The organism is Clostridium carboxidivorans P7, assembly GCF_001038625.1.
Taxonomy (GTDB): domain Bacteria; phylum Bacillota; class Clostridia; order Clostridiales; family Clostridiaceae; genus Clostridium_AM; species Clostridium_AM carboxidivorans.
In genome coordinates, this window is sequence record NZ_CP011803.1 from 2,235,999 (window position 1) to 2,257,318 (window position 21,320).

The following is a 21,320-nucleotide window of genomic DNA, read 5'->3' on the forward strand; positions in this document are numbered from 1 at the left end:
CTTGTACTACTCCTAAAAAAGTCTTCAAATTACTCATCCTCTAAATAATCTAAGTTAGATCTTGCAATGCTCATAGTTTGATATACATCTACTATATTATGACAAGCAAAAATAATATTTGTTTCATATTTAAAATAATGTGCTTCATAAGGATTAGCTTTGCTCCATCTAGTAATGTCTTGAAAATTGTTATATATATTCATAAATTATCCCCCACCTAAATGATAAAAAATCATTCTACAATAATAATATTAACAAATTAGTATCATATAAAAATAATATTAATATAGTCTAAATATTATTCCAAAAGAAAAACCCTCTGCATTAATGCAAAGGGCTGTTTATATACTTTTTTAATTATATATAATCCACTTCTTCTGTTTCTAATTTGAAGCCATTTATTTGTACATCTTCATTTAGCTCTATCAAAAGACACTTTCTGCCTCTCTTATCTTTTATTTGCTTTATAGAACTTAAATCTCTTGGAGTTATTGTAATATTGGTATTTTCATTTTCTATTTTTATGGATTTACTCTTAAAATCAGGTACTATATTTTTTACCTTAAATTCATAATCACTTCCACATAGTTCTTCAAAAGCACTTTTTACTACTTCAGTATTTTCTATACCGCTCTCTTTTAAAACCTCTTCCACTTCTTTCATATCTACAGTTGGTTCTTCATCATCTTCAATTTCCTCTTCCATTTCTAGCTTTTCATTCATTCTTTCATATATTTCCTGCATAGTATCTGGTTTAATACTATCTCCTACCACTGTATTTAATATAGCATGAAAAGTTTCTTTTTCCTCTATGGCAGTAGCTTTAACATTACAACCTAATACTTCTTCCACAAAAACACTGTTCATCTGTTTAGCCTTAGATGAATAATAAACTGCCTTATTTACATCTGTGTATTCTGCAGAAATGCTTGGGAACATAAAACCATCTAATGGGGATTTTAAATTTATTATCATATCCAATGCCGAATTTGGTTTAAAGGTCAAATCCGAATAATCAAGCTTTAGTGCTTTCTTTGGCACATCAACCTTATTCACACTACATAATAAGAATTCTATGGATTGCATAAAATCATCTATGGACTCTTCAGCTTCCATACTTTTTTTCTTATTTCCCTTATAGTACTCTGCTCTTAAAAAGTTTATAACTACGTCAGTTTCATAAGTATAATTTTCAGCTATCTTATCTACTACTTTATCTGCATAAGCTGCAATACTTTCATTATTCTCATTTAATGCTTTATACAAAATTTGCTGGGTACTATCTATATCTTCTTCTTGTCCATCTTCCACTTCTAAATCATCATTGTTATCAAGCTGTTCTATGGTAGTCTTATTTTTAAAATCCAATTCAAATATTTTAGAATCCAAGGTACCTGTCAATATTTTTTTAAAATTCTCTAAGTAAAGCTCTTGTTTTTCTATATCCATCATTTCAAAGTGATTTAATTCCCTTGTTATAATCTCTCCATTGTCCTTTTTTAAATATACGCTGTAAACTTCTTTTATTGGCAGCATGTATGCTCCAAGTTTAAATTCTTTTCTTATGTCTGCTAAATCCTTTTTATTCATGTTCATTAAACCTCTTTCTTTATTTGTAATACTCTACTTTTTCTATACCATATATAATTATATCAGAATTACTGAACATTTTTAAATTGATTAAAATACATGTTATGGTATATTCCTTTATTTTTAATGAGTTCTTCATGACTTCCCTTTTCTACTATTTCACCACCATCAATTACCATGATATTATCTGCATTTCTAATGGTACTAAGTCTATGTGCTATTATGAAACTTGTACGCCCCTCCATAAGCTTTAGCATTGCCTCCTGTATGTTCATTTCAGTACGGGTGTCCACACTACTTGTAGCTTCATCTAAAATCAATATAGATGGATTAGCCAAAATAGCCCTAGCTATAGCAATTAACTGTCTTTGTCCTTGACTCAAGTTTTCTCCACTGTCTTGTAAAAAAGTGTCATATCCTTTGGGAAGTCTATTTATAAATACATCTGCATTAGCCATAGCTGCAGCTGTCTTCACTTCTTCAAAGGTAGCATCCAGCTTACCATATTTAATATTTTCCTTAATTGTTCCAGAAAAAAGGTAGGTATCTTGAAGCACTATACCAAAACACTTTCTCAAACTATCTCTAGTGTATTCTCTTATATCTCTGCCGTCAATTAAGATTCTTCCATTAGTTATATCGTAAAATCTTGTAAGTAAATTTATAACGGTTGTTTTTCCTGCACCAGTAGGCCCTACTATAGCTGTGGTGCTCCCTTTTGGTGCATTAAAGCTTATATTTTTCAGTACAGATACATTTTCTCTGTAACCAAAATTAACATTTTCAAATTTTACATTTCCTTCTACATTTTCTAATACATCAGCTTCTAATACATCTGAAGCTTCCTCTTCTTCATCAAGTATTTCAAATACTCTTTCTGCTCCTGCTACAGCAGATTGCAGTGTATTAAATATATTAGCTAAATCATTTAACGGTCTTGAAAACTGTCTTGAATAACTTAAGAAACTTGCTATAATGCCTACAGTAATCAAATTTTTTACTGCCAGCATACCTCCAACTCCAGCTACTACAGCAAAACCTATATTATTAATTACATTCATAAGTGGCATTATAAATCCTGATAATATTTGAGCTTTTATACCTACCTTGCACAATTTTGAATTAGTTTCTTCAAACTGTTCAATTACCTTATCTTCATAATTAAAAGCTTTTACCACTTCAATGCCTGATATTGTTTCTTCTATGTATCCATTAAGCTTTCCCAATTCTATTTGCTGGTCTTTAAACAAAGGGGCTGTATTTTTCGCTATAATACGGGTAAGCACAAGTACCATAGGTACAGTTATCATAGTAGCTAGTGTAAGTATAGGGCTTAAAATTATCATCATAAAAAGTGACCCAATTATGTTTATAAGTCCAGACATTAATTGCACTGTAGACTGTGATATTGTACTGCTTACATTGTCAATATCATTAGATAAACGGCTCATAACCTCTCCATGAGTATGTATATCAAAAAATGATATTGGCAGCTTTTGAAGTTTTTTATATAGGTGGCTACGTAAATTCATAACTATCCTCTGTGATACTCCTGCCATAATCCAACCTTGAAGGAAAGTAATAATTGCATCACCTATATAAGCTGCTACAAGAGCAATAGACATTATTTTAAGTACTGCAAAATTCACTTTCCCATTTATTTGAGACATTGCATCTACAGATTTTCCTATAATATATGGTACTGAAAGTGAAAGTGCAGCATCAATTATAATAAAAATAAATATCAAAGTTAAAAATTTACGTTCACTGCCAAAATATTTCCATAATCTAGACATAGTTTCTTTGAAATTTTTTGGTTTTACAACAGGCATCATTCTACCATGTCTTTTACCTGGTCTTCCCATTATATTTCTACCAACACCTATTGGGCCTTTATCTCCTTGAGCCACGTTACACCACCTCTTTACCTATCTGTGAATAAAATATTTCTTTATAGATATTGCAACTTTTCATAAGCTGCTCATGTTTACCAACACCAGCTATTTCACCATTATCCATTACAATTATTTTATCAGCTTCCATAACACTTGTAATACGCTGAGCTATTATAAAGCAAGTAAGATTTTTAAAATGCTTCTTTAAAGATAATCTAATTTTTGCTTCTGTTGCTGCATCTACAGCACTTGTACAATCATCTAATATTAGAATATCTGGTTTTTTAATTAATGCACGGGCAATGGAAATACGCTGTTTTTGACCTCCTGAAAAATTTACGCCTCCCTGACCTATTTTCGTTTCATAACCTTCTGGAAAGGAAGAAATAAAATCATGAGCCTCGGCCATAATTGCTGCATTCCTTATTTCTTCATCTGAAGCATTTTCCTTTCCCCAAATTATATTATCTTTAACAGTACCTGTAAACAATATAGATTTTTGAGGAACAATTGATATTTTTTGTCTTAAATTTTTCAAATCAATATACTTGACATCTATTCCATCTACCTTAACTGCTCCACTAGTTACATTGTAAAAACAAGGTATCAAATTAACAAGACTTGTTTTTCCTGCGCCTGTAGCTCCTATGATTCCTATTGTTTCCCCTGGCATACAGCTAAATGTAACATCTTTAATTATAGGTTCTCCCTTATTTGTAGCATATGAAAAATAGACCTTTTCAAAATCTACCCTACCCTTTGTTTTAGCATTTATTTTAATAGCTCCAGAGTCATTCCTTTCGTTTTTTTCCATAAATACTTCACCTATACGCTCAGCAGAAGCCCTAGCTCTAACAAATACTGTAAAAACAAAAGATATCATCATAAGAGAAAAAAGAATTTGTGTCATATAATTAATAAAGGCAATTACTTGACCTACATACATATTTCCATCATTTACACGAAATCCTCCAATCCAGATAACTGCTACTATCCCTAAGTTCACTGTTAACCTTATGCTTGGTGAAAACACAGACATCAATCTCATTGCATTAGTAGATGCTGATGCCAATTCCCCATTTGCACCTTCAAATCTTTTAATCTCATAATCAAACTTATTAAAGGCTTTAACTACTCGAACTCCAGATAAATACTCTCTCATTACAGTATTCACCCTGTCTAAAGCCTTTTGAACCTTAATGAAAAATGGATAACCAATTTGCATGTTAGTAAATATGAAAATTATTACAATTGGCACAACTACAACTAATACTAAAGACATGCGAGGATTAAGTTTAGCAGCCATTATAATACTTCCTATACATACAAGAGGAGCCTTCACAAAAATTCTCATAAGTCCATTACAAAAATTCTGCAGTTGAGTTACATCATTAGTTAACCTGGTTACAAGTGATGCCCCTTTAAATTTATCCAAATTATCAAAGGAAAAACCTTGTATTTTCTTAAAAAGATCCAGTCTAAGTTCTGCTGAAAATTTTTGAGATACATAATTGGATAAAATATTTCTTCCACAAGCTGCTGCTGCACCAAGTGCTGTAATTAAAAGCATTATAAGTCCTTTATTCATTACATAATCCATTTGTTTATTTGCGACACCTATATCTATTATCTTAGACATTATTGTAGGCTGCATTAAATCACACAAGGCCTCAATAGTTAAGAATATTACTGCTGCTATAAACAATTTCCAGTAGTTTTTTATGTACTTTATTAAGAATTTCACTTCATTCACCTCTTTTTTTAATTTTACATTATAAGCAAATTACGACGCAATGTTTTTACCATATGAACCTTTAGCAATTTAATTATATAACATATTTTCAAATCTTTATATCCAAAAAATCTCATCAGCATATTATGTAATATGACTAAAGCTGTATACATCAAAGCAATAAATTTAGGAGATGATATTTTTGATAGAAATACTTTTACCTATAGAAGACACTTGTATAAGCAAGTATAGCTCAACGATTAATTTTGGAAAATCAGATTCATTACTAATTGGAAGTTCTTCATCAGGAAATGATTACTATAAAACCCTTTTAAAGTTTGATATTTCTTCAATATTTTCAAAAGTAAGCATTGTAAGAGTATTACTAAGATTATATGTATATAAAAAAGATAAAGCAGGCCGTCAGGAAGTAACTGCTTATAAATTACTTGAAAATTTTAAAGAAATGGAGGTTAACTGGAACAATCAGCCTTCTCACGACGAAATAGGTTATAATTCAATGCTAACTGATGGTAATTTGAATGGATATTTTGATATTGATGTTACATCAATTGTTAAACAGTGGCTAAATAATAAAACTGAAGCTGTTCATGGAATAGAAGTAATAGCATCTGAGAGTGCTTCATCCTTTATATGGTTCAGAAGTAGAGAATATACTCAAGCTTCTATGTGGCCCAGTCTCATCGTAGAATATGATGATTCAAAATTAGTTACTGACAGCGAGCAAAATGGAGATGTATCAATAGAAAGCACTAATTTATATCAACTTGGTAATAATTTTTCAGCAGCTTATAAAATTAAAAAAGCTGGAATGAAAGAAACTTTAGCTGTTTTGGAAATAAGCGATGATGGTTTAGTATGGTTTTCAGAAAAGTCTGTGGAAGTTGTTAATGGAGAGTATAAAGTAATTGCTACTTCATCTTCGAGAAAATATGACAGAATATCATTAGTAATTATAAAAGAACCTAAATTATTCTTGCCTACAGGAAGTCCTGTTATGGCACAAAGCAATATTATAAATGAAAATTCTGTAGCTTTAAAATATAGTTCTAATGATATTAATATACCAGTAGATGAAAGTGGACAAATTACGATAAATAAAACTGGAACTGCGAATATAAGCATAAATCCTAAATCAGTTAAACATTCTCCAAATATATCTTTTAATGTAGTTGGTCAGGTTAAAGATAATGAAGAATTATCCAATGCATTAGATGATGCTTCTATAAATAACATTAATATTCCAGCAGGTAATTTTAGTATATCCAATCATTCTATTGATGCTTCAAGAAATATCACCATTTCAGGAATGGTTGATGATGATGGTAATCTCCTTACTAATTTAATTTTATCTAATATGAATATGTATGTAAATTCCTTTACAGATATAAAAATTACTTTGGAAAATTTAAATATTATAGGTTTACCAAATACAAATGGTGCTAATTTTATAGGACAATTTTTAACTAAGAGTTCAGTAAGCTTAAAAAATGTGCACATGAAAGATTTTAAGACTGCATTTAATTTTAAAAATTTATCTAATATAGAAATTACAGAATGTGAATTTACAAATAGCAGTGAAGCTTTAGTATTTAATAATGTTACAAATTGCAGCGTATCTAAAACTAAATTTAAAGATAACAGTAAAGCTTCTATTACAATTGAAGACAGCTGCAGCAATATGGATATAAGCGCAGAATTTGAAAATTCATCTAATAACGATTTTATAGGTATTTCAATAATTGACAATCAAGGTATACCTTCCAATATAAATATTACAGGCAGCAGCTTTAAAGGTTTTGATTTGCATAAACGTGTAACGTATACCAATATTCCTGAATTACCAAAAAATCATATAATATATGGTGTTTCTACAGAAAGTGATTTAAGATATGCACTTGCAAATTGGACAGAAATAGGTACTATTAATGTTTTACAGGATATATTAAATATATCTACTCCAATAGAAATAAAAAGATCTGTTATACTAAGTGGAATATCTAGACAAGTTACAATATCAGCAAGACAAAATATAAGCAACTTAAGTTTTATTCCTTATAGTGCAGTTATTGGAGCAGACAGCAGTAATGTAACCATTGAAAATTTAACTGTAGATGGTAATAACTTTGCACAAAATGGTATATACGTTCATGGAGATAACTGCAGTATTTACAACAATATAATCAAGAATATAGTAAGACCTGAAGGCAAAGCAGCTTGTGGTGATGGTATAATAGCTTACAAAGAAGGAACTAAAGCACTTCCTTCACCTATTAACACTTTAAATGCAGCTTTAAATATTATAAATAATACAGCAAGACATGGTATATTTGTAGAAACCTTAAATACTGAAACTAAACAATTCTTTATGTCAACTAATATTAATGTTACAAATAATGTAGTGGATAATGTATGGAATAATCCACTTACTCCAATAGAAACACAGGAACCAAATGGCATATTTAGTGCAGCAATAGAACTTCAAGGTCTTCAAAAGTCTACTACTGAATTTAAAGATAATTTAATATCTAATGTAAAATATAATTTAAAAGAAAGTTTTATATATTTTATTGATACCAATGAAACTTTAATAAATGGTGTACTTGAAAGTCACAATGCTAATTTAAGTTCTATAAAAATAGAAAATTACAGTGTAGATTTAAGTCAAGCTTTAATAACAGATATCAATCCTGATGGTGCCGTTTTAGAGGTAGGTACTGATACTACAACAGGTATTAGCATAACACAAGATGAGCCTAATACAACTGTAATAGTAGAAGTAGTAAGAAATGGAGAAATTACTGTAATTGATAAAACACTATGGATTTCCTATGATTTTAAAATTAATGATGTAATTTCAGTAAAATCCACATCTCAAGATAAAGTAGTATCCAATGTGTATAAAATAAAAATATCTAAAAAAACCTTAAAGGATGTTACTGTAAGTAATGAAACAGAATTAACAAATGCACTTTCAGATGATTCTGTAGGCCATATATCCTTATTAAATAATATAACATTGACCAAGGCTCTTTCTATAAATAAATACGTTATTTTAGATAGTGATGGAACTAATAAATTCACTTTAACAACTCCAAATGTAACCTTGGGTATTGGTGCTGATGAAGGTAAACTAAACAATTTAATTATAGATGGAGAGTTAATTATAGATATAGGACCATATGCAAGTATAACTTTGCATAATGTAACTGCTTCTTTAGGAACAAGAGTACTTTCAGGAGATGTTAATAGTATTCATTTATATGGAATAAACACTCCTATATTGCGTTTCTTTGGTAATGCAAGAGTCATATTAGATGAAGATACTTCATCTGGAACACCTATAAAAAGTGTAGTTGGAGAAATTATTCTTAACCCTCCAGCACAAGGTACACCAGTACAAATACTACAAATAATTGGCTCTGAAGTTACTAATTTAGAAGTACAATCACAATATTCTAATATTTCAATCGAGCATGATGCTTCAGTCACTAATTTAAATATCCAAGCAGAACATTCAAGCATTTTAATTGATCAAGGAGCATCAGTTAACAATTTAGCAGTAGATGGTTCTAATACAAATATTGAAATAACTAAAGGTGGAAATGTTAAAAACGTTCAAATTGATGCTGGAAATACAAGCTTGACTTTAGATAATGGATCTAGTGTTGAAACTTTAAATTTAAATTCTAACAATTTGACCATCGATGGAAAAAATATCACCCATGTTACTATACAAAGTGGAGTTACAGATATAAGTACTATTGATGTAAAAGGTTTTGAACAAACTGATCCTAGTATTGCTGAAGCAAATAACTCTTTAGCAGTGGTATTTGCACTTACTCAATCAAATATTACAACTATTAAATTAGATGGCGTTTTTGAAGGCATACCTATAACCGACAAAAGCATAACCAACATCAGTGGACCAGTAGATAACAAAATAGTTGCAGTAGATGATACTAAAGTATTAAAATTTGCTATAATTGTATATTCCATAATAAAAGTTAATTTACTTCCAGGAATATATGATGAAGCCTTAGAAATAAAGAGATCTATAACATTACAAGGCAATTCTGGTGTTATATTAAAGCAAAAAAGCGAAAAGATAGCCACAGAAACAGCTATCACTATATCAGCAGATGATGTAAAAATTATAGGCCTTGAAATTAGAGATTGGAATATAGGCATTGAAAATAAACAAGATAAACAGTCCTATAAAAATATAATAATATCAGACAATATAATCTATTCACCTCAAGGCAGTAACTATGGAATTTATATGGGATATGATGCTGAAGCTTTCCTTTATCCTCCTGATGATCCAAAGCACTTAGATGATATGATAGATTTTAAAGGTTTAACAATTATTAATAATCAAATATCAGGCTACAACAATCATGCAATGATCATTGAATCAGTTAAAGCTTCTGAAGGTAAACTTTTAATTGATAACAATGATATATACGATTCCAAAGGATATGGTATTTGGATAAACACCTCAAAGAATATAAATGTTGAAAATAATAAAATTCATGAAAATGCTGTATATGGAATATATCTCAGTTCTACAGCCGCAGGAATTCACAGCATCTCAGGTAAGGTACCTTCTGATATATCTATAATTAACAATGAACTAACTGATAATATGAACTCTGATTTAAGTTTTGATGGTGCTGACTTAACAACTATTGAAATAGATAAAAACAGCATAACAAATAAAGTTTTAAATGGCAATCTAATTGAAAATAACCTTGCTACAACTACTAATGCACCTAACAATTGGTGGGGAACTGCTTATAAGCCTACTATACAATCTAAAATAATAGGTCCATCAAACTTTGTACCTTATTATGTTAATCCTTCAAAAACTATTTTAAGTAACGTAAAAACGGATATACACGTAAATCCTAATTATACAGATGGTAACAGTGGATCTTATATCTACGGTTACAGTGCTTTCTCAACTATTAAAGAAGCTTTAGAAAAAGCAAAAGAATTTAGTTAAATTATAATATTATGGAGAGATGCGTTATGATAAACAATAAAGCCTTAAGTGAAATTTGTGTTACTACTACTGAAGAATGTAAATTAAAAATAGATTCTAAACTAAAGGAAGCGTTTTTATTAAAAGCACAAAATAAGAAAGATTTGTTAAAAAACCTTGTGTTTTCAGATGAAGAAGTAAAAGAATACAATTATAATAAAAAAATTAATTCACCTAATAATTCATATTTAGCTGCTTCTACTGATATACCGATTATTTATTTAGAAGAAGGTACTTTTTACGAAGATAATTTTGAAATAACATTTCCAGTAATAATAAAAGGTTCGGATACTATAGATAGCAGTGGAAACCATATTTCAAAAACCATTGTTAGCGTGGAAACTAAAGGTCCTACTATAGTATCTTGTCATGATTGTGAAAATGTGGAGTTAAGGAACATTACCTTTGATAGAAATAGCACTTCTGGCATAGCTGTATTGTTCTTAGATCAAAATTTCAAAAATGGTATTGTAAGTCAATGCAGGGTAATAGGTACTCCAGGTGAACCAGGCACAAATCAATTTTGTGCATTAGAAGTTTTAAATGGTGCAAGCAATATCACTTTTGAAGAAAATGTAGTAGAAGGGTTCCATTCAGGTAAATATGCAGCTGGTATTGGTTTTATTTTTGGACGTGACATAATTATTAAAAACAACAAAATTGATGGTTTAGATTCTACTGGTAATGGAATAGAAGGCCTTATATATGGTCCAGGTACTTTTGAGGGAAACGATATAAAAAACTGTAACTGCGGCATATATGAAAACCAAGCTAATCTTAATATTACTAACAATAAATGTATTAACAATGCTTGTGGTGCCACTTTGGATCATTGGAGTATAACGTTAAAAAATAACAATTTTAAAAATAATACAGTAAGTCTTAATTCCTATGATGGATTTGATGCTACCCAAAACTATTGGGGAACAACTAATCCAACCACACTTAATTTTGAAAATTCAACACCAAAATTAGCACCTTGGTTTATGGATGAGTCTATGACAACTTTATCTACTCCTGTTAGCAGCATTACTGTTACTAGTTCAATTTCCCTCATGTATTACGGCAGCACATTGAATATGACTGCAAGTATATCTCCATCTAATCCAACAATTTCTGGAGTAATTTGGTCTGTGGAATGCGGCATAAAGGACAGCGCCTCAATAGATGAAAATGGCGTGCTTAAATCCAATTCAACAGCAGATACAGTTACTGTAAAAGCAACTGCAAAAGATATGTCTGGAGTAATAGGAACTAAAACTATAACTATATTATCTGTTTAAGTATTTATATTCAACTCAACTTTTGCATTATGCTTATATTAACTCAAAAAATACATGTGCAAAAGTTGAGCATTTAATTAATCTAATAGCTGTTTTAATATTAACTTTAATTATTTTTATGTTACATTAGTATTTATAGAACATTTATGAAATTTGTGGTACAAATTTGTATAATAATATACAATATTGTATACTCCTTCATATTAATGTATAATAATATATATGAATATAAAATTTACTATTTGTAAAAGTATTTTATATGATAAGGGGGAGAACAAAGACAATGGAACTACATTCATTAAAGGTTCTTATTTGTGATGATTCAAGTCTAATAAGAAAAAAACTAAAAGAACTGTTATTTAAATATGGCTGCACTGAAATTTTTGAAGCCTCAGATGGACAAAATGCCATAGATATGTATAAAAAATATATGCCTAATTTGGTTTTTATGGATATAGTTATGCCTGTAAAAGATGGCATTACAGCCTTAAATGAAATTATTGAATTTGATGAAAGTGCAAAGGTTATCATGTCATCATCATCAGGTACTAAAACATTACTTAAAAAAGCTCTTGAAGCAGGAGCTTGTGAATTTATACAAAAACCTTTTGCAAACATAAAAATTGAAAGTATATTAAAGGAGTTTAATGAGGAGGTGCAGTAATTTATGCTTACACAATTATTTAGCAATTACCTTTTAAATGAGAAATTACTTAAACCTGAACAATTAAAAAATTTGTTAGATTTACAAAAATCCATACATGTTAGATTAGGTGAGTTAGCTGTTAATTCAGGATTTATGACCAAGGATAATGTTGACGAGGTACATAAAACGCAATATAGAATTGATAAAAAATTTGGTGAACTTTCAATTGATATGAGCCTTTTAAACGAAGAACAGTTAGAACTTTTACTTTTTGAACAGGAATCAAAGGATATGCTTGTTAGACAAGCAATCTTAGATAAGAATTATATGACTCTTACTGAATTTGAGCAAGCACTTGATAATTATAAAATGTCATATAGTATTAGTAATGAAGATTTCAATTTTTTAATAAATGAAAATTTAGATGAAATTATATACAAATTTTATAATTTTGACAGTTGTTCCTATGGTGCCATTTATAAAAAATATTTTTCTCTTTTGCTTAAAAATATTATTAGGTTTGTTGATAGCGATTTTAGACCTATAGAAATTATGCCTATAGATGAATATGAATTTAATTACATTGCTTCACAAAAAATTAATGGAGATTTTGAATTATATATATGTATTTCTGCTGACCAAAAAACATTATTAGAATTTGCCAAAAGGTACACTGAAGAAAATCTAGATGAAAATGATGGATATACTCAAGAATCTATAGGAGAATTTTTAAATTTAGTTAATGGAATATTTATTGTAAATATGTCTGAAAATAATACTGAACTTCAGCTAAATCCACAAGAAATGCACTCTAAAGGTGTCTTAACTAATTTAACAGAAGCTTATCGTATACCTATTGTATTTTCTTTTGGAAAAGTTGACTTTATTATTTCAAAATCTACTCCAATTATTGAATAATTCAACTACCATATTCCAAAATTTGATTATTATACTTAATTGTGGTATAATTTAACATAATATACAGTTATCTTTTTTGCCAAATCACTAATATCCACAAAAGACTGGTACATGAATATTTACTTATTTTTTAATATTATGCCTATGGCAAAATTAAAGGAGGAAAGTAATGAAATTTTATGGACTTACTTATAAGGATATAAAGCAAGAAACCACAATTAATCATGAATTTTGGACTAAAAAGGAATTGATTAGCAAAATTAATGAATGTGCTCAAAAGGGATTTCCTATTATTGACGTATTTGAAAAGAACTTATATAGAGAAATTTAAATCTAAATATGTACCTAATTTTAATTATAAAGACCTTGCGCTTCTTAAAGTACAAGGTCTTTGTTTTGTATTTATTAATTTTCTTTTATCAACTTATCCTTTTGTAATATATGCTCAATAATCCAGTTAAAAACAAAAGCAAGTAAGTCTTCAAGATACTTTTGTTGGTCATTATCTATCTTGTTCAAATCTACAGAATTTATCTTTTTTATAAAAGCATCATGTTCAATTTTCTGACTTTCATATTGTTTTGAACCTATTTTTAGCATATAACCTTCTTCAGCTTTAAAATGAAACTCCGTATATTCACATAATTCTTGAATTATTTCAATAATTTTATCATACTTGTCTATATAAAAATCATTTTTTAATAATTTAACTGCTTTATTCCCTATTTCAAAAAGATGCTTATGTTGTTCATCAATTAATTCTACACCAATAGAATATTTATCCTTCCAATCTAACATTTACTATTACCCCCATTATATTAATTATTATTATGAATTTATATATTCAATTATAACATGTTTTGATAAAGCTTCCTATCATTATATAATATTTTCACATGTAAAAAATCACCATCAAAATTTATTAGATTCCAATAAAATTGACAGTGATTTTCATAACTACTATATCAAATCTTATATTATATAACTATTTACTTAGCAAGTTCGTATATTGTATGAGCATATATTTTAGCATTCATTATAAGATCATCAATTTCAATATATTCATTAGCTTGGTGATCCAAATCTGGTTTTCCTGGGAATATTGGTCCAAATCCAACTATATTAGGAAGTTCCTTAGCATAAGTTCCTCCACCTATACCATAAGCCTTTCCTTCCTCACCTGTTTGCTCACTATAAACTTTAAGAAGAGTTGTAACCAATTTACTGTCTTCTGCATAATAAAGAGGATCTTGAGCTTCAACTCTTTCTATTTTAGCACCACACTTGCCAAATTCCTTAGAAAGGGTATTCATAATTTCTTCACCTTTAGCTGTAACAGGATATCTTATATCTATCCACATATCTGCTTTTCCTTCATTAATGTCCGCAACTCCAACATTTAATGATAGTTTTCCTGATGGTTTATCTTCACATGCTATTTTAAGTGAAGTACCTTCTGTTTCTAATGCAACATTTTTGTTAAAGAAATTAACATAATCTGCAAGGCCACAACCCCCTTTAAGGATTGTTCCTAAAAACTGAAATGTATGCATTACAGCATTTTTTCCAAGTTCAGGCATACTTCCATGTGCTGATACTCCAAATGTATGTAGAACTACATCTCCATTTACAATTTCAGATTTCATGTTATATCCCATTTTATCTGCAAATTCCTTTACAGCTTTAACAACAGCTTCAGTATCCTTTGCAGCTATTATAGTTTCACATTTATCTGGAACCATATTAGGTCTTATTCCACCTTTTAGTGATTTAATACTAATATCACAATTACAAGAATTTAAAGTCTTAACAACATGGAATCTTCTTATACCTTTTTCTGCATTTATAAGTGGATACATAGCATCTGGTGTAAATCCAGCTGCTGGAGCTTTTTCCTTTTTATTGTACACATGCATTTCAGAACTTCCTGTTTCTTCATTAGTTCCAAAAATAACTCTTACTTTCTTTGAAATTGGCATATTAAGATCTTTTATAGCCTTTAATCCAAAAAGTGCTGCCATTGTTGGAGCCTTATCGTCTAATGTACCTCTTCCAAACATTTTACCATCATGAATTTCTGCTCCATATGGTGGATGAATCCAGTTATCTCCTTCTGGAACAACGTCCATATGACCAAGAACTGCTACATAATCCTCGCCTTCACCATATTCTGCATATCCATAATAGCCTTCTTCTTCCTTATATGTACGAAATCCAAGAGAAGCTGAAATTTCAAGTGCCTTATCAAGTGCTTTTGATACACCTTCACCAAAAGGCATGCCTGGCTTTCCTTCTTCTTCAATACTTTTAATTTTTACTACTTCTTGACTTGCTTTAATAAGCTCTTCCTTTAAACCATCAATTTTTTCATTGAGATTCATATTAACTCCCCCTATTCTTTAATGTTATTCATAATATAGTCATATGAAATTTTTTAAATGCAACTACTTTTAATACAAAAGTAATCCATACTTTTTTTCATAAATTAATATTGCATTTAACATGATTATATTGTATACCGGTTATTATATTTTTTCAATAGTTATGAATTTTTTATTGAATTTATATTTCTATAATGATAATTTTCATTCAATTTTGTATCAAAATATTTTGTAGAAATTTTATTCTAAACAAAAAAATTGTAACATGTTTAAAATATTGTAGTATAATGTAAATGATATAAAAATATGTCATAATTAATATAAAATTGAATTATGTTAAATTCATAACTTGTACAATAACCTAGATTATTGTATAATTAATGTAATAAATTATGAAATTTCATATTATACTTAATTTTTCATTAATTTTATATTATCAGTATTGTCTAAAAATATTGTTTTTAACCGAAATATATACTAATACTGATAACGCTAAATTAGACTATGCTTGGAGGTTGATAACTATGGATTCTAAAAATGATTTTGATTTTACTATAAGTTCTCTTATTGATTTAAAATTATTACAACAATTTCAAGACAATTTTGCAAAAGCAATGGGTATGGCCAGTATTTCAGTAGATAATAAGGAAGGTAATGTTACATCTCCTAGTAATTTTTCAGACTTTTGTATGAAATATACCAGAGGATCAGTAGAAGGCAATAAAAGATGTATAAATTGTGATATTGAAGGTGGAAGAACAGCTTCAAAAACTAACAAACCTGCTATTTACAGCTGTCATGCTGGTTTAGTGGATTTTGCAGCACCTATTGTTGTAGATGGTGTGCAAATAGGCTCTATAGTGGGTGGACAAGTATTGGATGCTCCTCCTGAGGAAGAAAAATTTAGAAAAATAGCTAGAGAAATAGGTGTTAATGAAGATGAATACATAAATGCACTAAGAAAAATCCCAATTGTACCAAGGGATAAAATAGAATCTGCAGCAAACTTAATTTTTATATTTGCCAATGCTCTATCAAGAATGGGTTATGATAAAAAAATAAATATTATGAAATCAGACAAATTCAAAAATATAGCTAAAGATTTAATAAAAAACATAGAAGCATTATCTGATGGAATTCATAATTTATCATCACAAGTAAATTCTCTTGTAGAAACTTCTGGTTCCTTGCTTGAATCTTCTTCTAAATCAAAGGAAAAGGTTAACGAAACTGATGATATATTGAGTTTCATAAGAACTGTAGCAAACCAAACCAATTTACTTGGTTTAAATGCTGCCATAGAAGCAGCAAGAGCAGGTGAACAAGGTAAGGGATTTTCTGTAGTTGCTAACGAAGTAAGAAAATTAGCTTCAGTAAGTGTGGATTCTGCAAAAAAAATAGAAGTTATATTAAATAGTATAAGAAACGGAATGGAATCAGTAGAAGATGGCGTTAGTAAAACTGGTGTAGTAATAGAAAATCATAAACAATATATAGACGATATTATGAAAAAAATAGATGCATCATTAGAACTAGCTGAATCTTTGAACTCAAGTATATAATGTTCTTATAATTTCTTTGTAGTTCACTAAAAAAGAGCTTATCAAAATGCACATATGCATTATGACAAACTCTTTTTAATATATCTAAATCATAACTTTGTTTTTAAAGACATTATTTGAAAAAATACTGTATTATTTTACATTAATCATTGTGAGGTTTTCTTTTATTGCTGAAAATATAAAGCATTATTATAAAGATAACTACAGCAGCACTTATAAAGCCTCCAATTATAAGTCCAGGCGTAACAAAACTCATTTCTATATTATGAGAACCAGGCTCTAAAACTAGGCCCATAAGAACTCCATTCACCTTAATTAACTCTTGTTTTTTTCCATCTACCTTAGCTGACCAGCCTTTATTAAATGGTATATTAAAGGCCATTATTCCCTTTTCATTATTTTTTATTGTTCCTTTAACTTTTCCGCCGTCTACATATAGGTTTTCCATATTATACTTGTTTCTTGCATTTACCCAGTCTGTATAAGATTCATATGAATTAAACCATACATGTGAATTAGTAATTTTATATTTCCCTTTTGAAATACTTAATTTCAACATATCAGTATTTCCATCAAATGTGAAGGTATATTGATAAATGGGATATACATAAGGATATTGTTCTTCTGATTTAATTGTAATTTTATTATTAACCATTAATCTAAATTCCTGTCCATTTTCAGGTTTCAAATTCATTGAAAATAATATTTCACCATTAACATTCTGCTTATAATTTTTAATTGGAATATTCATAGTTGCATTATCTGAAGCTTCTATGACTCCATCTTTATACTTCATATTTTTAGTAGTTGCATTTTCCCAATCCAATTTGAGCTCATCTACTGAATTATCAATTGAAGAACTTTTTAACCCAGATACATTTTTATCAACCACAGCTGTTTGAAGAAGTACTGAATCTTTTTGTGCAACATTCATATTATTATAAGTATTTTTGTCCATGGTAGTGTTGTACCACAAATCAAAGCCCACATCGTTCTTATTTTCATACACATTATAATTATCTGTTTGTTTAACAAGCGAGTATCCATAAGGATTAAAGGGAGTATCATATTTATTGTCAACTATATACTTGCTTCCAAAAAAGGTTCCTAAAAATAATCTATCATCAAAATTTTTATATGCACTAGGAGTTACAAAGGTACTTAAAATATTATGATCAACCTTTAACCATTTATGAAGATTTCCATCAACCATGCTGTTATATGTACTTGTACCATAATAATCATAACTCATAGGTGCATTTTCTTGAGCTGCATTTCTAAAAATTGCTCTATAAAATTCATTTTTAGATGGAGTCAATTTGCTAAATATTCGCTGTTCTTCTTCATTGTCCATGCAAGAATTTTTTAATGCTTCACCTGTCATATCAGGTTTTGAAATACTTAAGTAACTATTACTATTGGTTATAAGACCAACCATTACGCACAAAACTATAATACAGTTTAAAATAAGCTTTACATATTTTTTTGAAACATACTTCTTTAAAGCTACTGCTAAAAGGCATATAAGCCCTACAGACAAAATTAGAATATTTATTTTATCAGTTATTTCTCTGCTTTGAATGTTAAAATCAAATCCCTTTAACTGTTTTGAATGATAAAGTACTATTGATAATACAGCAATAGCAGAAAAGAAAACTAAACCTACACTCTTAAATTTATCATTTTCCTCCAGCCAATCTGGAATTGCATAAGCTACTGCAAATATAAATAAATAAAACCATCTATCAGAAGAATATGAAAGTCCATTAAAAAACGCTCCAGAATAAGGAGTTAAAAACATAAGAAAAAATATACCTACAAGCACTGTTTTTCTTTTAGTCATCCACGAAAACTTTTTCCATGGCAGTGCAAAAATAATTAGCATAATTAGTGGAAATCCTAAAACACTAGCATAAAAAAAGAATCTATCAGGGATTGTGAGCATATAGTTAAGGGTATGAAACAAAGGAGTCTTAGTTTCAGTTGAAAAACGATCTGTTTTTAAAAATGCTAAAACAGAAGGAATAAATGCCACAGCTGATAATCCTACAGCCATTGCAGCAAATACAGCATATTTTAAAATACTACTAAAAAATGAACTTATTCTTTCTCTAATATTCTTTCCATGAATCTTAGTAAATACAATAATAAATATTATGTAAAAAATAAAACTAATAAATCCAAAGTAAAAGCTATTAGCTACAGTTAATGCTGCACTAATAACAAGAAGATACCACTTTTTAGTATTTTCATACATCCTCAATCCTAAAATAGTAAGAGGCAGCCATACATAGGAATCTGCCATAAAATCAAAGAAGAGAGAAAACCATATAAAACTAATGCATCCACCATATGTAGCAGCTCCTATTAAAGATGTATATGTACTTTTTTTCTCATACTTTAATAATAAATAAAAAATTGCCATAGCTAAAAATTGCCTGAATATACTAAAAATCAACCTCCAGTGAACAGTACCACCTAAAGTCAAGGTCCCAATACCTAATTTTCTAAATATGAGCATTAAATAAAAAAATGGACTTGTAGTATAGTAATAAGTAAATTCACCAAGAATATCTCCTCCAAGTCCATAACTCCATGACCAAAAATGCTGTCCGGAAATAAAAGACTTTTGCAGGAATGTAACAAAGTACATAAGCTGAGAAGCATTATCTAAGCCTATCTTTCCAAACAGCTTTCCATTTTGATAAATATATAAATGACATCCTAAAGAAAAAAGAAATAAAATAACAAGTGCAAACAAATTTTTAATTATATATATATGAAGTTTTTTTTCATTTCGTGCATCTGAATTCAATATTTTATGTGTCATTATAAATGTTATTGGTATTGGAAGTATGGACGCTAAAAGTGCCGCAATTGAAGGACTTACTTTTAAAATTCTAACCAACAAAACTAAAGAAAATGTAGAAATTAAATAATTAGCAAGTGTAGTTAGTGGATACTTAATAAACTTTTTTAAAGTTGGCTTTACCTTAAAGGTAAAGAAACAATTAAGAAAATATGATCCAATCATACTCAAAGTAAAGGCAATAGTATGGCTTACAACATATGGAACTGTCACCCATAATAAAAGAAGATACCATATATAATAATGAACTGTATTAATTACTCCAATTATACCAAATCGTAAAAAATTGCAAATATTGCTGTCTTTATTTACCAAATTCTTAAAGCATTGCTTTATCTTATGCCTCATATTTGTCCTCCCAGTAGCGCTTTTGTTTTACTCTTTCAATATTTGTTTCTTCTATAAGAAAATGTGGACGTTTTTTTACTTCATAATAAATTCTACCAATGTATTCACCTATTACACCAATTGATAAAAGCTGCGCACCTCCCATAATTAAAATTGCTGATATTATAGTAAAATATCCTGGAGTATCAATTCCAACTACTAAAACACGGATCAAGGAATACAGTATATACGCTATTCCTAAAACCACCATTATAAAACCTAAATACAATGTTGATCTCAAAGGTTTATTATTGAATGATAATATACCATCGATTCCATACTGAACAAGTTTTGTAAAACTCCACTTACTTGTCCCTGTAACTCTTTGTTGATTTTCGTATTCAATTACTTTTACATTAAAGCCGATCCACGAAAACATACCCTTTGAAAATCTATTGTATTCATGCATGGACAGTAAAGCTTTTACAGCTCTTCTACTTAAAAGACGAAAATCTCCTACGCCATCCTCAAGCTTTACATCCACTAAATGATTAACCATTTTGTAATATAATTTAGAGAAAAGTGTTTTTGATTTTGAATCTCCAGTTCTGTTTCGTTTTGCAACTACTTGATCATATCCCTCAATATAATACTCCAACATTTTAGGAATTAATTCTGGGGGATGCTGTAAATCTGCATCCATTAAAATCACTGCATCACCACTGGAATAAGCAAGCCCTGCTAAAATACCAGCTTCTTTGCCAAAATTTCTAGTAAAAGATATATATTTAACGTGAGTATCAAATCTTTGAAACTGCTTAATCACATTTAGAGTATCATCCCTGCTGCCATCATCAACAAAAATAAATTCATAATCATACTTTTGTGTTAAACAATAGCTCTTCAATATATCCTTTAATTTTTCATAAGTTAATCTTATAGCACTGCCTTCATTATAAGAAGGTACAACCACAGTTAATTTCATAACTTACCCTCCTCTTCTAATACATTTTATTACAAAAACATATTTAATTCATTGAAAAATAATT

At 29.1% G+C, this 21,320-nt stretch carries 14 protein-coding genes; 6 read left to right on the top strand and 8 right to left on the bottom strand.

The window, feature by feature from the left end; all coding sequences use genetic code 11:
- Positions 1–29: 29 nt before the first annotated feature.
- The 4 genes from Ccar_RS27020 to Ccar_RS09715 form a co-directional block, all read right to left on the bottom strand.
- A complete protein-coding gene (locus Ccar_RS27020; RefSeq protein ID WP_007059719.1) occupies positions 30–203 on the bottom strand; it encodes a hypothetical protein in 174 nt (57 codons plus the stop codon).
- 154 nt (positions 204–357) lie between these two features.
- Entirely contained in the window at positions 358–1,590 is a 1,233-nt protein-coding gene (locus Ccar_RS09705) for a DUF4317 family protein (RefSeq protein WP_007059718.1), read from the bottom strand.
- 68 nt (positions 1,591–1,658) lie between these two features.
- Positions 1,659–3,455: an ABC transporter ATP-binding protein gene (locus tag Ccar_RS09710; RefSeq protein WP_237737331.1), complete on the bottom strand. Its 1,797-nt coding sequence runs from the start codon at positions 3,453–3,455 to the stop codon at positions 1,659–1,661.
- A gap of 46 nt (positions 3,456–3,501) precedes the next feature.
- Positions 3,502–5,229, bottom strand: a complete 1,728-nt coding sequence (locus tag Ccar_RS09715) for an ABC transporter ATP-binding protein (RefSeq protein WP_007059716.1) — start codon at positions 5,227–5,229, stop codon at positions 3,502–3,504.
- Between the two features lie 181 nt (positions 5,230–5,410).
- On the opposite strand from Ccar_RS09715, the gene Ccar_RS09720 reads away from it, so the two are divergent.
- From Ccar_RS09720 to Ccar_RS27025, 5 genes are all read left to right on the top strand, one after another.
- The gene (locus Ccar_RS09720) at positions 5,411–10,246 is read left to right on the top strand and encodes a DNRLRE domain-containing protein (RefSeq protein ID WP_156184566.1); all 4,836 of its coding nucleotides are present in this window, start codon (positions 5,411–5,413) and stop codon (positions 10,244–10,246) included.
- A 26-nt stretch (positions 10,247–10,272) separates the two neighbouring features.
- Positions 10,273–11,568 carry a right-handed parallel beta-helix repeat-containing protein gene (locus Ccar_RS09725; RefSeq protein WP_007059713.1) on the top strand — a complete coding sequence of 432 codons (1,296 nt, stop codon included), beginning with the start codon at positions 10,273–10,275 and terminating at the stop codon, positions 11,566–11,568.
- A gap of 283 nt (positions 11,569–11,851) precedes the next feature.
- Positions 11,852–12,232 (top strand): response regulator, encoded by a 381-nt coding sequence (locus tag Ccar_RS09730; protein WP_007064615.1) that lies wholly within the window; start codon positions 11,852–11,854, stop codon positions 12,230–12,232.
- Positions 12,233–12,235: 3 nt separating this feature from the next.
- Positions 12,236–13,132, top strand: coding sequence for a chemotaxis protein CheX (locus Ccar_RS09735; protein ID WP_007059711.1), 897 nt, complete (start codon positions 12,236–12,238; stop codon positions 13,130–13,132).
- A 169-nt stretch (positions 13,133–13,301) separates the two neighbouring features.
- Positions 13,302–13,463: a hypothetical protein gene (locus tag Ccar_RS27025; protein ID WP_007059710.1), complete on the top strand. Its 162-nt coding sequence runs from the start codon at positions 13,302–13,304 to the stop codon at positions 13,461–13,463.
- A gap of 74 nt (positions 13,464–13,537) precedes the next feature.
- Here the strand turns inward: Ccar_RS27025 and Ccar_RS09740 are convergent, their stop codons facing one another.
- Both Ccar_RS09740 and pepV read right to left on the bottom strand, forming a co-directional pair.
- Positions 13,538–13,930 carry a bacteriohemerythrin gene (locus Ccar_RS09740; protein ID WP_007059709.1) on the bottom strand — a complete coding sequence of 131 codons (393 nt, stop codon included), beginning with the start codon at positions 13,928–13,930 and terminating at the stop codon, positions 13,538–13,540.
- 191 nt (positions 13,931–14,121) lie between these two features.
- Positions 14,122–15,513, bottom strand: coding sequence for a dipeptidase PepV (pepV, locus tag Ccar_RS09745; RefSeq protein WP_007059708.1), 1,392 nt, complete (start codon positions 15,511–15,513; stop codon positions 14,122–14,124).
- A 524-nt stretch (positions 15,514–16,037) separates the two neighbouring features.
- On the opposite strand from pepV, the gene Ccar_RS27555 reads away from it, so the two are divergent.
- Positions 16,038–17,075 (top strand): PocR ligand-binding domain-containing protein, encoded by a 1,038-nt coding sequence (locus tag Ccar_RS27555; protein WP_007059707.1) that lies wholly within the window; start codon positions 16,038–16,040, stop codon positions 17,073–17,075.
- Positions 17,076–17,217: 142 nt separating this feature from the next.
- On the opposite strand, the gene Ccar_RS09755 is transcribed toward Ccar_RS27555, so the two are convergent.
- Positions 17,218–20,292, bottom strand: coding sequence for a GtrA family protein (locus Ccar_RS09755; RefSeq protein ID WP_007059706.1), 3,075 nt, complete (start codon positions 20,290–20,292; stop codon positions 17,218–17,220).
- Positions 20,282–21,256 (bottom strand): glycosyltransferase family 2 protein, encoded by a 975-nt coding sequence (locus tag Ccar_RS09760; protein WP_007059705.1) that lies wholly within the window; start codon positions 21,254–21,256, stop codon positions 20,282–20,284. The genes Ccar_RS09755 and Ccar_RS09760 overlap by 11 nt, the downstream gene beginning before the upstream one ends.
- Positions 21,257–21,320 lie beyond the last annotated feature (64 nt).

Coding starts and splice junctions, on each gene's coding strand:
- Ccar_RS27025 (WP_007059710.1), top strand. CDS start 13,302: ATGAAATTTTATGGACTTACTTATAAGGATATAAAGCAAGAAACCACA.
- Ccar_RS09725 (WP_007059713.1), top strand. CDS start 10,273: ATGATAAACAATAAAGCCTTAAGTGAAATTTGTGTTACTACTACTGAA.
- Ccar_RS09755 (WP_007059706.1), bottom strand. CDS start 20,292: ATGAGGCATAAGATAAAGCAATGCTTTAAGAATTTGGTAAATAAAGAC.
- Ccar_RS27555 (WP_007059707.1), top strand. CDS start 16,038: ATGGATTCTAAAAATGATTTTGATTTTACTATAAGTTCTCTTATTGAT.
- Ccar_RS09705 (WP_007059718.1), bottom strand. CDS start 1,590: ATGAATAAAAAGGATTTAGCAGACATAAGAAAAGAATTTAAACTTGGA.
- Ccar_RS09760 (WP_007059705.1), bottom strand. CDS start 21,256: ATGAAATTAACTGTGGTTGTACCTTCTTATAATGAAGGCAGTGCTATA.
- Ccar_RS09720 (WP_156184566.1), top strand. CDS start 5,411: ATGATATTTTTGATAGAAATACTTTTACCTATAGAAGACACTTGTATA.
- Ccar_RS09735 (WP_007059711.1), top strand. CDS start 12,236: ATGCTTACACAATTATTTAGCAATTACCTTTTAAATGAGAAATTACTT.
- Ccar_RS09710 (WP_237737331.1), bottom strand. CDS start 3,455: ATGGGAAGACCAGGTAAAAGACATGGTAGAATGATGCCTGTTGTAAAA.
- Ccar_RS09730 (WP_007064615.1), top strand. CDS start 11,852: ATGGAACTACATTCATTAAAGGTTCTTATTTGTGATGATTCAAGTCTA.
- Ccar_RS09740 (WP_007059709.1), bottom strand. CDS start 13,930: ATGTTAGATTGGAAGGATAAATATTCTATTGGTGTAGAATTAATTGAT.
- pepV (WP_007059708.1), bottom strand. CDS start 15,513: ATGAATCTCAATGAAAAAATTGATGGTTTAAAGGAAGAGCTTATTAAA.
- Ccar_RS27020 (WP_007059719.1), bottom strand. CDS start 203: ATGAATATATATAACAATTTTCAAGACATTACTAGATGGAGCAAAGCT.